Below are 12695 nucleotides of genomic sequence, written 5' to 3'. Positions count from 1 at the left end.
GAGTCGGCATGGGACAGCCGAAGCTGCTGACGCCGCGCTGGAACCCCGACCCGGACGACGGCCGGCCGGAGCGCGGGAAGGCCCGCGGTGTACCGGGCGGGCGGCGGACCTACGCTCCGCGGCTGGGCTGGGGCGGCCTGTTCGGCGGCCGGGCAGCGGTGGAGGACACCGGCACCGTCTACACCGGGCCCTCCACCCAGGCCGGCGCGATCTACCCGTTCCTCCTCGGTTCAGGGCTGCCGCCGCGCGGAGTACCGGTCGGCCCGGACGTGCTCACCGGCGAACTGGTGTGTGTCGACCCGTCCGGCTGGACCGGGAAGCTGACCACCAATCCCGGGGTGTGGGTCATGAGCCAACCCGGCGTCGGCAAGAGCGCCCTGGTGAAGCGCATCTGCCTCGTCTACGTCGCGTTCGGCAGCATGATGTGCGTGCCGGCCGACGTCAAGGGCGAGTACACCACGATGATCCGCGAACTCGGCGGCAGCGTGCTGAGGATCGGCACCGGGGCCGACCGGATCAACCCGCTCGACTCCGGCCCTCTGCTGGGCCGATCGGCCTCGCTGCCCACCGCCGAACGCGGCGCCCTGCTCGATGTCCTCAACGGGCGCCGCCTGGAGACCCTCGGCGCCCTGTTGGCCACCCGGTGCGGGCTCGGCCGCCAACCGGACGAGATCGAACGCTCCGCACTCACCACCGCCGTACAGCTCGCCGCCGAGGCCACGCCGGGCACCGACCCGGTCATCCCCGACGTCATCACCGTCCTGCGCCAGGCCCCCGAGGCGCTGCGGACCAAGCTGGCGGCCGAGGGCGACACGTACCTCGACCTGACCCGCTCGGTCGTGGCAGGCCTGGACAACCTGGTCGACGGGCCGCTCAAGGGCATGTTCGACGGCCCGACCACGACGCCGCTCGACCTGGACGCCCCGGCGGTGTCGGTCGACATCGACGCCCTGCGGGCCCGGGGCCGTGACGTCGTGTCCGCGGGGATGATCGCCAGCTGGGCCTACACCTACAACACCATCGACAGCGCCCGCAGCCTCGGTGTGATCCGCCGCCGACTCGTGCTGCCCATGGACGAGATGTGGCGGGCCCTGCGATCCGGCCCCGGCCTGGTCGACGCCATGGACTCCATCAGCCGCCTCAACCGCACCACCGACGACGTCACCATCTACGTCACGCACTCGCTCCAGGACATGGAAGCCCTGCCCACCGAGGAGGACCGGGCCAAGGCCAGAGGCCTGATGGACCGGTGCGACACCTGGGTCATCGGCGGCTCGACCGACGAGGAACTCGGCCGCGTCTCCGGCAAACGAACCCTGACCGAGCAGGAACGCCTGCTGATCACGTCCTGGGCCTCGGCCACCAGCACCGGCCTCGATGCCTCCGACCACGTCCACCCCGGCCGCGGCAAGTACCTCATCAAGCTGGGCACCAGGCCAGGCATCGCCGCGGCGATGAAGCTCACGTCCACCGAGCAGCGGCTTTACCACACCGACACGGCCGAGAACGCGCCCGAAGGGGCACGCCGATGATGACCGAGAACGACCGGGCGTGGCTCGCCAGCGCCGTCCTCGCCGGCGGCTCGGTGGTCCTGTCCACCTCCACCTGGACCGGTGCCGCCGTCTGCGCCGCCATCGCCGGAGCCGACGTCCCGCCGCTCAGCCCCTTCATCGTCTTCGAGATGACGCGCGACTGGCACTCCGTCTGGCCGGGCTCCCCCACCACCAGCGCCATCGGCGCAGCACTCCTCGACCTGGTCGTCCTCGCCGGCATTCTCTGGGGCCTGCGGACGGGACTGCGCTGGTTCCACAACGCCTCCCACCTCGCCACTCTCCACCAGGTACGCGACCTCGCACCCGAGCGCGCAGCCCGCACCGCCATCCGGCTGCGCGCTTCCCTCCACGGTGTCAGGCCTCGCGCCGTCGCCGCTCGCGACCGTGGCGTCCTGCTCGGCGACCACCTGCCGACAGGCGTGGAACTGCGCGGGTCCGACGAGGACACCTACCTCGCCCTGATGGCGCCCCGGGCCGGCAAGTCCTCGGCGATCGCGATCCCGGTCGCCGAGGAGGCCCCGGCGGCCCTGCTCCTGACCAGCAACAAGCCGGACGTCTACGCCGCCACCCTGGCCTCCCGCCGGAAGGCGGGCAACGTCTGGGCGTTCGACACCCAGGGCGTGGCCCGGATCGAGCGGGGGTGGTGGTGGGACATCGTCGCCGAGGCCGAGACGCTCGACCGCGCCGAGCGCCTGGCCGGGCACTTCGTCAACCAGGTGAAATCGGACGCCGCCGACCCGTTCTGGTCTCAAGGCGCCGGCGACCTGCTGGTCGGCATGTTCCGCGCCGCCTGGTGGGACGGCGCCACCGTACGGCACGTGCTCAGGTGGCTGGCCGACCCCAAGGAACGCGCGCCGCTGCGGATCCTATACGAGCACGAGGAGGTCCTCGCCGAACAGGTCGACAGCTCCATCAACATCGCCGAGGAGACCCAGTCCGGCATCTACCAGAACGCCCGCACCGCCGTCAGCGCGCTGCGCGACGAGAAGGTGCTCACCTGGCTGCTCCCCGACCGGCACCGGCCCCGGTTCCGACCGGAGGAGTTCGCGCTCAGCCGGGACACCCTCTACCTGCTCAGCAGGAAGGGCGGCGCGGCCTCCGCCGTCGTCGCCGCGCTCGCCGACTCCGTGTTCACCTCCGCCTCCGAGGCCGGCGAACGCCATGGCGGACGCCTGCCCGAGCCGATGCGCGCGGTCCTGGACGAGGCGGCCAACATCTGCCGGATCGAGGACCTGCCCGACCTCTACAGCCACCTCGGCTCACGCGGTATCACTCCCTGCACGATCCTTCAGTCCTATCGGCAGGGCGTACGGGCCTGGGGAGAGGTCGGCATGGACGCTCTGTGGAGCGCGGCCACGAAGAAGGTGATCGGTGTCGGCTTGGACGACCCGCGCTTCGTCAACGATGTCGCCACCCTGGTCGGCAATCACGACGTCATCCGCGAGTCCCGTTCCAGGAGCCGCGACGGCGGCTCGACGTCCTTCAGCGAGCACCGCGAACAGATCCTCGAACCGGCCCAGGTCCGTGCCATGAAGCGCGGCACCGCCCTGCTGCTGTCCACCGGCATGCCCGTCGCCCAGATCGCCCTGCGCCCATGGTACGAGGAGCAGGCCATGGCCCACCTCGGCCCCGCGATGAAAGCCGAGGAGGCACTCATCGCCAAGCGTGCCGCCGCCGCCTGGGAGGCCCGGAAGTCGGCTCGCCATGACTGACGAAGCCGTGAATCGGGTGCTCACCGAGGACGTGGAAGATCTCAAGGCCATGCTCCAGGCCGTTCAGGCAGAGCTGCGGGACCTCCGGGAATCCGCTTCGGGCAGGGCTGGGTCGGCGGACCACGGAGGCGAGACGCCCGACGACGCGGAGGCAGAGCAGGAGGAGAGCGCCGAGTGGCAGTACCCGCCCTTCCTCTTCCTCCTCGAAGGTGAGCAGCGCGACGCGGAACTGAGACTGCTCGCGGAGTGGGTCGAAGGCGTCCTCGTCCCCGGCTGCCTCGGCGAGGCATCCGCCGACTCCCGGTGGTGCCATCTGTGGATCGAGCACTGGGACGCCGTCGGTGTCCTGCACGCGATGTGGCTGGCCTGGCAGGAGCTCACCGATCCCGCCACCTGCGGCTACACGGGGCCCAGCGTCTGGTACCGCGACCATTACCGGCCGCACATCGCCGACCTGCGCGGTCCGGGCGGGCCGTTCTCCGGCTGCACCAAGGGCGAGCACCGTACCGGGCACCGACTTCCCGGCAGGGTGCCCAGCATCTGGTGTATGGCCGAGGACGACAGCTGACCGGCCGACTACCGGGACTTCCTCCGCGGATGGAGCGCACCGACCTCACGGGACAGCTCGGAGGCGCGGTGGGCCGGCAGGCGCACCGGGTCCGACGGGCGGACCACCGTTGCGCTGCGGGCACGGGCGGCGGCAGCCTTCACCCGCCGAGTGTCGTAGGAGGGGTCGCCGGTGAAGCCGAGCGTGTTCCGACGGCTGGCCTCGAGCACGGCCCGGTCAAGGGGGTGGCCGACCGCTTCGGCCGCGCGGGCGGTGGCGATCTGCGCTGCGGCGGACGCTTGACGGGCTTTGTCATAGATGTTCGTGATGTGGCGGATCTGCTCGGGCGACGCCGGGTACCACCTGGTCCAGCCGTTCTGGAACCGGTCGGAGGGCGCGCTGCCGCGGGGATTGCGGGCGGGATCGGAACTGAGGAGTGCTCCGCGCTGGACCAGGGCGGCAGCGATGCGGGGGACGTGTTCGGCGAAGATCTGTCCGGCCGCGGGGACGGCGTGGGCGGCAGCGAGCAGGTGGGTTGCGTCGCCAGGCGCCGTGATGATCTCGTGCGCGGCCCTGGGGACGCGCCGCCCGGTGTCGCGGCGGGTCCAACCTGAGGAGAAGAGGGTGCGCCCGAGCCGAACCACCGCGAACTCCGCCTCGCGGACGAGGCGGGGGTTCGAGGCCGCGGGCGCGCTGCCGAGGCCCGACTTCCAACTGGCTGCGGCCTGCCGCCAGGCCTGACCCGCCTCGCGCAAGGCGCCGCCGGCCACATCGACGACGCCCTTCGCGACCGGATCGGACGTGAGGAGATCCCGCGTGTGCTCGATCAGACGGGCGGTGAGCAGGTGGGCGACCGCGGAGTGGTCGGCGGCGATCGACAACTCGGCAACGGTAGCGTCCGGGAGTCGCTGGGACGCTTGCTGCGCCACATGGGCGGCAAGCCATTCCAGGCCTTCGCCGACCGCCTGGAGCGCTTCGTACTGCGACTCGCCCGGTCTGACCGGGAACGGCGGCGCCGTGGCGGCCGGCGGGAGGTGCATAAGGCCGGGAGCCGGGACGGACGGGCGGGGCAAGTGGAGCTGGCGCTGGATACCGATCGCCGCCCGCTCGATGAGCACCGCGCGCTCCCTGAGGCGGTAGGCCACGTCATGGCTGCGAACCACCCGGCGGTCGGACGGGCACAGCTGGCCGATCCGTACGGCCACGCGCCCGGCGACACTGGCGAGTTCGGCCGTCTGGGCGACCACGTGGCGCGCGACCCCGGAGCTGTCCAGGTACGCGGCGTACGGGCTGCGGGGCTCTCCGTCCGGCCCGTGGTGGCTGGCGAGCAGGTCTCCGGCGAAGCGGAGGAAGCCCACGGCTTCTGCCAGGTGCGACGCAGCCGGGTCGGGCTCGGGCCACGCGTAGAAAGCCTCGTCCCGCAGCAACCGTCCGAGGATCTCCATGTTGCTGTGCAGCCGGGCGACGTCGCCTTCGGCGATGCCGAGCGGGTCGGGAGCGAGGGGTCCGAATCGGCTGGTGCCGCGGTGGAGCAGCTGGAAGACGTCCGCCAGCGCCTCACTGCGGGCGGCGTGCTGACCTGGTGTGCTCGGACTCTCGGCGTCGGCGAGAGTGAGGGCCGCCAGGGCGTACTCCATCCTGGAGGAAGCCAGGGTGACGAAATCACCCCAGGTGACGTCCGTCATCGGGCCGCTCCCTGCTCAATGGGCAGGGCATCGCGCAGTGCGACCGCGGCGTCCCGGGTGTGGAGGGCGGCCATGTGACGGTCCCGCATCTGCCGGACGTCGGGCGAGTGCCGCGCAAGCTCGTCGAGTGCGTCGGCGAGGTCGGCCAGGTTGTCGACCAGGTCGCGGTCGGCCGCGCGGTCGTTGTCCTCGGGATCGCTGTCGGGCAGTGGGAGGTAGATGGTTGCCTCGGTGGCGTAGGAGGCGGCGGTGAGGGCGGCCAGCTGGTCGTAGCGCTCGTCGCGGACGGCCAGGTCCGCAAGCACGTGCGCGGCAGCGGCGGCCGTCCTCAGGGTGACGGCGGCCGTCTGCTCGACGTCCGGCTGGTCTGGGTTCGGGTTCATGATTCGGTCCTCCGATCGGCTGGCGGTGCGGAAACAGGCGAGCATGGCTCGCGACGGTTCGGGGTGCTGTGGATAAAGGCCGGCTTGGCGGCAGGGCGGTTCACCGGCTCGGCTGAACCCGCTGAAACTCGCTCCCTGTCTCGGCTCACCTCTGCTTGGGCGTGCGCCCCGACTGGACGGACGATCCGCCGCGCCGCAGGTGCGCCGGCCGCTCGCCCGCAGCGGCGGTCGGCCGCCTCGGGGACGTACGGGCCGACCTCGCCGTGGCCGCTCCCGCCGAGACGCTTCCTGGTTGCGCGGCCGTCGGGCCAGGCCGTTGCAGCGCCTCGCCCATCCGCCGCAGCCCGGGAACATCGACGGTGATGCCCGGAGCCCCGGCGGCAGGAGCTCCATCCTGACGCCGCGCGGACCTGCTGTAGGCACCTGCCGCGTCGCCCAGAACTAGGAGGGCCTCCGCGCTCGGCAGCGCGGTCTGGCCGCGACGCAGACGGTCGGAGGCCAGTTGGGCAAGCCGGGCGATCGTCTCGCAGGCGTGGATCGACACATTGCGAAGGAACTCGGAGACACGGTGGTCGGCGAAGAGCCGACCGGCGTACTCACCTGCGCTTAGCGCGAGACTTCGCCACAGTCGGCCAACCGCTTCCCGCACGGCCCCAAGTTGGCGCCATTCCTCCAGCCCGCGAAGGTCCGGGTCGCATCGCTCGGCATCGCGAAGAGCTGCGTTGACGGCCTCCGCGCCCCACCCTGCGGCAGGCCATCCCGACACCCCCTGCTCGTCCCGCCCCGCAGACCCATCCGACGGCATGGCGACCTGCTGCCACCGAACCCGCAGCGCCTCGACATCGGCTTCCAGGATCACTCGCAGATCGTCGGCCGTGCTGCGCCCCGCGGGCACGATCTCCTTCCAGGCTTCCATCACCTCGCGGAGCTGCGCCTTGAGGTCGGGAAGCCCGGCCTCGTCCGTCACCAGCCGAGCACCTGACGGCTCAGCCGTTCCCTTTTCGGTCCACAGGGGCAACTGATCCGTCTGCGCCACCCGCGCACCTGCCGAAGGCTCGCGCGCCCCAGATTCTGGCCGTACGCGTACCGACTTGTCGTCCGTTCCGGCTTCTGCCATCCAACTCCCTACAAGTCCGGCCGAGACTGCGTCCTCCTCGGCCAGCCGCTCCCAAATCCTCTGATCATTCGCTGGAGGAACACCAAGAATGAGATCCTCCCGCTCCGCCGGCTGCAGTGATCGCATCCGCCATCTCCCACGCGACAATCCGCATATACGTCCAGCTGCACCGCCAAGGAGTGGGCCGGTCCGGGCGGACAGCGCCCCCTCCACGTACCAGTACCCCGGTTTAGCACACGTCTGCCGAATTTCGCCGGTCAACGCGACGGCCATATCCGAAGTCGTCGGCTCACCCTGATCACAAGCACCTGCGCGCCATCAATCCTCGCGGCACTGGCACCCGAGCTCCCAAATTTCCGAAGGCCACCCGCCCAACGACCAGGAGTGAACCGAGAATCGGCCCCGTCGACGAACCCTGTCCCGTGAGATGAACGAATTCAGCAATGACTGACTACAGCGAGTTAGTGCTTATTGTTACACTTAATATTGCCAGGCAAGGCTGAAGGATCCGGCGAATCCGTTCCTTCACGCCGGTGCCGGATCCTCAGAGTTGCCCTACCCCGTGAACCAACCACGGCATGCCATGACAGCCGGCCATGATGAGGTCAACGCCGCCTTCGATGTCGGCGGCTGCACTCAAGACGACCTGAGCTCGGGAGGGCCGCCCACTGCTGGTCGTCGGTGACTCCGGCGCCGGAAATTTCAGCGGGCGATCGACCTCGACGCCGCCACAATCGAGGCCGGTATGACCCTTGGCGAGGGCTGCGCCAGCGATGCCGTGCCCTCGCGGCCACAATGGGCCGCGAGGCGCAGGGGACCGCTGACATGCGAGTCCGCGGCAGATCAACGTACGAGGATCACGACCGTGCCGAGGACGCCGTCGTCGTGCTACCGGTCAGGGTTGTCGTTCCACAGGAAAACGTGGGTCCGGAAGGACAGTCCGAAGCCCCGCCCAAGGACGGCGTCGACCATCTTCTGGGCAGTGGTGATGTTGGTTCGGCCGTCCGACCCTTCCGGCATGACCATCACCCGCTGCGGCGCCAGCACCACATCTGCGACGATCCGGTCGATCTCCGCCAGGTCCGTCTCCCAGTCCTCGGTGACGACGAACTTGAACCAGGCCCGGCCGCTGTCCCGAAGAGCAGTGAGCGCCTCCGGCTTGAACCGCTTGGAGAGCCGGTTGCCACTGCTGGCCGTCTTCGGGGAGACGTTGTACTGCGTGACGAGCTCGTTGAACTCCGCGAGGGGGGCGATGGTGCCGGCCGTCTCGACGTGGACCTCGTGGCCCCAGCCGCGCAACTGCTCCAGCAGCGGCACCAGCTCCCGCTGCTGCATCATCGGCTCGCCACCGGAGATCACGATGATCGTCGGTCGGTGCTCGATGTCCCACAGCGCCCTCAGCCGGTCGAGGATCGCGGCGGCGTCCATGTACTTGAGTCCGTACAGGGGCTCGTCGCGCTCGTAGCGCTTCCCGCTGCGGGTCTTGGCCGCCTTCTCGTCCGTCACCGCCCACGTGTACGCGGTGTCGCAGAATTTGCACTCCAGGTTGCAGTCGAAGGTTCGCACGAAGAGGCAGTGCCGTCCGGCGGCGCTCCCCTCACCCTGAACCGTCGGCCCGAATACCTGGCTGATCTTCATCACTCGGTGATTCCTCCGTTGCTCTGCAGACGAGGGGCCCGCCCTCCGTCGGGGGTGCGTATGCCGCCGAGCAAAAGATGGCCTCTGACCGGCGACAGGCAGCCGACATCACAGGTGAGTGGCCCCGGGCAGGCGGCCGAGGATGGGAAGGGCGGTGAACGCCTCGGCGTGTACGGCGCCGCTGCGCCTGCCCCACAGGCGTGCGAGGTCTTCAGCCATGGGGCCGAAGTGGTCGTCGATGGGCTGGGACTCGTGGCAGTGCAGGGCCCGCATCTTGGTGTCGAAGGTCCTGGTGACGTCGACCATCACCGTGGGGGTGACCGGACCGACGAGGGTGAGGGAGTTGTAGGTGTCGCAGGTGTAGAGGCGCCGCGGTCGGCCGGTTTCGATCTTCGCTTCGGGCAGGGCTTCGAGGACGGCCTCGGCGGTGCGCCGGTGCTCGGCGTGAGTGTCGAGGACGGGGTGGGTGATGGCGACGTATGGCTTCAGCTGGACGAGCAGAGCCTGGATCGCGGACGGGGTGAGCTCGGCGACCTGGTGGAGGGTGGCGCCGAGGACGGCCGCTCCGGCCTTGGCCTCGGCGTCGCGGACCGGGTCGTGGAGGGGGACGGCGATGTGGACGGGCGCATGTTGGGCGTGGAGGGCGAGGGTGCCGCCGGCCCACAGCTCGGCGTCGTCGGGGTGGGCGAACACGGCGAGTACGGACTGCGGCCCGGTCAACTGGTCGTCAGGATTGCACGGCACAGGGAGCTCCAGAGGGACTGGGGGTGTGGGCCGGGACGAGCCGACCGTCGCGAATGGTGAGGGTACGCATGCCGGCCGCCAGGGCTGCGGCGACGCCGTCGGCAGCGTTGTCGACGGCCAGGCATCGGGTGGGGTCGGCACCGAGGCGCCGGGCGGCTTCCGAGTAGGCGTCCGGCGCCGGCTTGCCCTGGGGCACGTCATCGAGGGTGACGGCGATCGGCAGCAGCGCCTCCACCCCGAGTTGGTGGATGCCGTGGTGGACGAGGACGGCGGCGGCGCTGGAGGCGACGGCCAGCGGAAGGCCGAGTCGGTGGGCGGCGTGGAGGAGAGCGAGGCTGCAGGGGATCGGGGCGGGCGCCGGTCCGGCGAGCAGTGCGGTCCGGCTGCGCGCCACCACCTCCTCGACAGGTGGAGCAGGAAGAGCGGCGTCGGCGGCGAGCTGGGCGATCACCTCGCACACGGGCAGGCCGGTCAGCGCCCGGTAGCGGCCGGCGGGGACGGCGACGCCGTGCGGTGCCAGTGCGGCCTGAAGGGCGGCGTGGCGGGCGGCGGTGTTGTCCGCGACGGTGCCGTCCCAGTCCACGATCAGCGCCGTCGCGTCGCTGAGGAGTTCGACGGAGGTCACCGGGTCACCGTCCTGCGGTGGAGGACCTGTCCGTCAGGGCCCAGGACGGCGATCTCGGTGGGCGGGGGCGGGGCGTCCTGGGGCCACAGCAGCATGCCCAATCCCGGCAGGCGGATCGGGCTGCAGCCGGGCGGGACGGTGACCGGCGCGGAGAAGTCGCCGGGCACCAGCAGGCCGACGGGGTGCTGGCCGTGGCTGCCGTACCCGGCCAGGTCGAGGGCGAGGGTGTGCTCATCGTGCCAGAGGAGGGTGGCGACGCGGCCGTCGTCGGGCACTGGCTGGTCCAGGGCGCGGACGAGCACCGCGGTGGCGGAGAGCGAGTGGGTCTGGGGGCTGGTGCGCTGAGGGGGGACGGCCAGGGCGGGGCGGACGGTACCGGCGCCGCCGTCGACTTCGACGACGGCGCCGGTGGTGATGGCCCTGCGGGCGTCGGTGACGTTGGTGACGCAGGGAATACCGAGCTCGCGGGTGATGATCCCGGTGTGGGAGAGCTCGCCGCCCGTGGTGGCCACGACGGCGGCAGGTCCCGTGAGAAGCGCCGGGACGGCTTCGGGGCCGAGCGCGTCGCAGACCAGCACCTGGTCGGCGATGCCGGCATCGCCGACCGCATGGACGGCGGGGCCGGTGCCGGTTCCGGGGGCGACCGCGATCCCGTGCAGCACCGGGTCGTCGTCGGCCGCCGTCCGAACGGCGGTGTGGTCGGTGAGCGGGGCGGTGAGCGGGCGGGCCTGCACGACGTGGAGGCTGCCATCGGCGTCGATCACCCACTCGACGTCGACGCGCTCCAGGCCGAGGGCCTCGGCGGCCCGGGCGGCGGCCGTGAGGAGCTGATCGCGTGCTGTGGCGGTGAGCGCGGGTTGGTCCGCCAGGGCGGCCGGGGTGTACAGGTGCAGCACGCCCGCGCTGGAGGTCTGGATCTTGGCCCGAGTTCCGGCTACCGTGCCAAGGCCTACCCACTCGCCCGGCGGAATCTCCAACTCATGTTCCTTAGCGGGAAGTTGGATGACCTCCTGGGTGGCGGGCCGGACGGTGGCGCTGTGGCCGGGGCCGCCCACGTGGATCTCGCCGACCACATGACCGGAGACGAGCTGCTCGGCCAGGCCGCGGACGGCCTCGATCCGCCAGCGGGTGCACCGGCCGCCGGTGACGGCGGCGGCCAGGACACCGGAGCAAGCCGGTCGCAGGACCGCCTGCACGAGAACGGCCATGCGCGGCAGACCGGTTACCCCCATGGCTTGGCCGTACGCGGTAACGGTCGGGTGGTGGGCGGAGGCGCGAACGGCGCGGATGGCGTCCAGTAGCGCGGCGGGCTTGGCCGGGACGATGCGGGAGGTGAACAGGCCGGCGAAGGACGCCTCTCTTCCGTCCTCGGCTGCGGAGGAGGAGCGGGCGATCAGCCCGTACGGGGCAGGGCAACGGGCGAGGACCTCGCGGGTGGCGGCCGCGAGCTGCTCCTCGGGGTGACCTGCGGGAATGACGACTCCCGCGGGGACGGGCAGCCCGGCGGCGGCCAGGCGGGCGAGGGCGGTGGCCTTCGCCCCGGCGGTTTCGGTGTCCAGGGTCTCGTCGAGACAGGGCAGGGCGGTGGTCATCGGACAGCTCCCGGGGCCAGCAGGTCGGCGGCGGTGATGGTGGCGGGGTCGGCGCCGTGCTGCTCGCACCAGCGGCGTGCTGCGGCGAGGTAGCGGTGCCGCTGGACCTTGCGGGTCTCCTCGCTGCCGGCCGCCCATCGGCAGACGGTGGTCATCCCCTGCACCCGCGCGGTGCCGGCCGGGTCGCCCGCGGCGGCGAGCAGCGCGGCGAGGACCCACGCGTCGCGCAGCTGGACCGCGCGTCGGCGCGAGGCGTCGATGACGTGGCGCTGGCCGGTGGTGTCGGTGGCGGCGGTGGCGGTGAGAAGCCCGGCGGCGCGGGCGTGGTCTTCGAGCGGCATCGCGGCGGCGGCCGGGGAGCCGTCCCCGTACAGGGTTCCGGCCCGCGCGGCGAGGGTGCCGGCCGCGAGGACGAGGTCGGCGCCCCCGGCGAGCGCGGCGGCGCCGTCCAGGAGCACCAGGTGGGCGTCCAGCAGGTGGCCGGTGGCATCGGGGGTGTTCAGGGCCAGGCGGCAGGCCCGCCCCTCGGCGTCACCGCCGAGCAGTTCGGCGAGCAGGTGCTGCCAGTCGTCGTCGGGCAGCAGCCAGTTGACGATGTGGGCGCTCATCACGCCGAGGAACGCCGAGGTCGCCGCCGCGAGCTGCTGCTCAGCAGCTGCACCGGCCTTGAGCTGGTGCTCCAGCGCGAGCATGGTGGTGTCGGCGAGGCGGTGGCGCTGCTCGGCGGCGGTGACCATCGAGCTGGCGTAGGCGGGATCGGCGAGCAGCTGGTGCCAGCGCCCGGTGAGAGCGAGATGGTCGCCTTCCGGGATGTCGACGATCCCCGGCCGCCGCAGTCGCCCGTACGGGCGGGGGTCGTTCATGAACACGCCGGGCCACCGGGTGAGGGACGTGGTGTACAGGTCGAGCTCCAGCGGGGTGCTGCCGGGCCTGGTGTGCTCGTAGTCGCAGGAGAGCTGGCCGTTCCAGACGGGCTCCACGGATTTCTCCTTGCCGGGGCCGGCGGCGCGGTGGCCGGATCGGTGACGTTTGGTCATCTGGGTGGTGCGTGGTGTGAAAGGCTCGGCGCCTGCCGCCTGGTGGGCCGGTGCGGCACCGT

11 protein-coding genes are annotated in these 12695 nt (G+C 71.5%); 3 read left to right on the top strand and 8 right to left on the bottom strand.

Annotation, left to right across the window (positions count from 1 at the left end):
- Positions 1–8 precede the first annotated feature (8 nt).
- The 3 genes from ACFVU7_RS23265 to ACFVU7_RS23255 are packed head-to-tail and all read left to right on the top strand — an operon-like array spanning position 9 to position 3833.
- Positions 9–1532: an ATP-binding protein gene (locus ACFVU7_RS23265; protein ID WP_388046876.1), complete on the top strand. Its 1524-nt coding sequence runs from the start codon at positions 9–11 to the stop codon at positions 1530–1532.
- Positions 1529–3265 (top strand): type IV secretory system conjugative DNA transfer family protein, encoded by a 1737-nt coding sequence (locus ACFVU7_RS23260; protein WP_388046875.1) that lies wholly within the window; start codon positions 1529–1531, stop codon positions 3263–3265. The genes ACFVU7_RS23265 and ACFVU7_RS23260 overlap by 4 nt, the downstream gene beginning before the upstream one ends.
- A complete protein-coding gene (locus tag ACFVU7_RS23255; protein ID WP_388046873.1) occupies positions 3258–3833 on the top strand; it encodes a DUF4913 domain-containing protein in 576 nt (191 codons plus the stop codon). The genes ACFVU7_RS23260 and ACFVU7_RS23255 overlap by 8 nt, the downstream gene beginning before the upstream one ends.
- Positions 3834–3841: 8 nt before the next feature.
- Here ACFVU7_RS23255 and ACFVU7_RS23250 read toward each other — a convergent pair whose 3' ends face one another.
- From ACFVU7_RS23250 to ACFVU7_RS23215, 8 genes are all read right to left on the bottom strand, one after another.
- Complete coding sequence (locus ACFVU7_RS23250; protein WP_388046871.1) at positions 3842–5497, bottom strand: hypothetical protein; 1656 nt, start codon at positions 5495–5497, stop codon at positions 3842–3844.
- Positions 5494–5880 (bottom strand): hypothetical protein, encoded by a 387-nt coding sequence (locus ACFVU7_RS23245; protein WP_388046869.1) that lies wholly within the window; start codon positions 5878–5880, stop codon positions 5494–5496. The genes ACFVU7_RS23250 and ACFVU7_RS23245 overlap by 4 nt, the downstream gene beginning before the upstream one ends.
- A 145-nt stretch (positions 5881–6025) precedes the next feature.
- Positions 6026–6916 carry a hypothetical protein gene (locus ACFVU7_RS23240; protein ID WP_388046867.1) on the bottom strand — a complete coding sequence of 297 codons (891 nt, stop codon included), beginning with the start codon at positions 6914–6916 and terminating at the stop codon, positions 6026–6028.
- A gap of 969 nt (positions 6917–7885) precedes the next feature.
- Positions 7886–8635 (bottom strand): 7-carboxy-7-deazaguanine synthase QueE, encoded by a 750-nt coding sequence (locus ACFVU7_RS23235; protein WP_388046865.1) that lies wholly within the window; start codon positions 8633–8635, stop codon positions 7886–7888.
- Positions 8636–8743: 108 nt separating this feature from the next.
- Entirely contained in the window at positions 8744–9379 is a 636-nt protein-coding gene (locus ACFVU7_RS23230) for a PIG-L deacetylase family protein (protein WP_388046862.1), read from the bottom strand.
- A complete protein-coding gene (locus tag ACFVU7_RS23225) occupies positions 9363–10004 on the bottom strand; it encodes an HAD-IA family hydrolase (RefSeq protein WP_388046861.1) in 642 nt (213 codons plus the stop codon). Before ACFVU7_RS23225 ends, ACFVU7_RS23230 begins: the two co-directional genes overlap by 17 nt.
- Entirely contained in the window at positions 10001–11596 is a 1596-nt protein-coding gene (locus tag ACFVU7_RS23220; protein WP_388046859.1) for a PEP/pyruvate-binding domain-containing protein, read from the bottom strand. The genes ACFVU7_RS23225 and ACFVU7_RS23220 overlap by 4 nt, the downstream gene beginning before the upstream one ends.
- Positions 11593–12576 (bottom strand): hypothetical protein, encoded by a 984-nt coding sequence (locus ACFVU7_RS23215; RefSeq protein ID WP_388046857.1) that lies wholly within the window; start codon positions 12574–12576, stop codon positions 11593–11595. Before ACFVU7_RS23215 ends, ACFVU7_RS23220 begins: the two co-directional genes overlap by 4 nt.
- Positions 12577–12695 lie beyond the last annotated feature (119 nt).

It is taken from the genome of Kitasatospora sp. NPDC058046 (assembly GCF_042885595.1).
In the GTDB taxonomy this organism is placed as follows: Bacteria; Actinomycetota; Actinomycetes; order Streptomycetales; family Streptomycetaceae; genus Kitasatospora.
This window is presented reverse-complemented; position numbering and strand designations above follow the sequence as displayed.

What these genes read in the sequence shown, in the direction of transcription:
- ACFVU7_RS23245 (WP_388046869.1), bottom strand. Translation starts at nt 5,880, where the DNA reads ATGAACCCGAACCCAGACCAGCCGGACGTCGAGCAGACGGCCGCCGTC.
- ACFVU7_RS23250 (WP_388046871.1), bottom strand. Translation starts at nt 5,497, where the DNA reads ATGACGGACGTCACCTGGGGTGATTTCGTCACCCTGGCTTCCTCCAGG.
- ACFVU7_RS23265 (WP_388046876.1), top strand. Translation starts at nt 9, where the DNA reads ATGGGACAGCCGAAGCTGCTGACGCCGCGCTGGAACCCCGACCCGGAC.
- ACFVU7_RS23260 (WP_388046875.1), top strand. Translation starts at nt 1,529, where the DNA reads ATGATGACCGAGAACGACCGGGCGTGGCTCGCCAGCGCCGTCCTCGCC.
- ACFVU7_RS23235 (WP_388046865.1), bottom strand. Translation starts at nt 8,635, where the DNA reads ATGAAGATCAGCCAGGTATTCGGGCCGACGGTTCAGGGTGAGGGGAGC.
- ACFVU7_RS23255 (WP_388046873.1), top strand. Translation starts at nt 3,258, where the DNA reads ATGACTGACGAAGCCGTGAATCGGGTGCTCACCGAGGACGTGGAAGAT.
- ACFVU7_RS23220 (WP_388046859.1), bottom strand. Translation starts at nt 11,596, where the DNA reads ATGACCACCGCCCTGCCCTGTCTCGACGAGACCCTGGACACCGAAACC.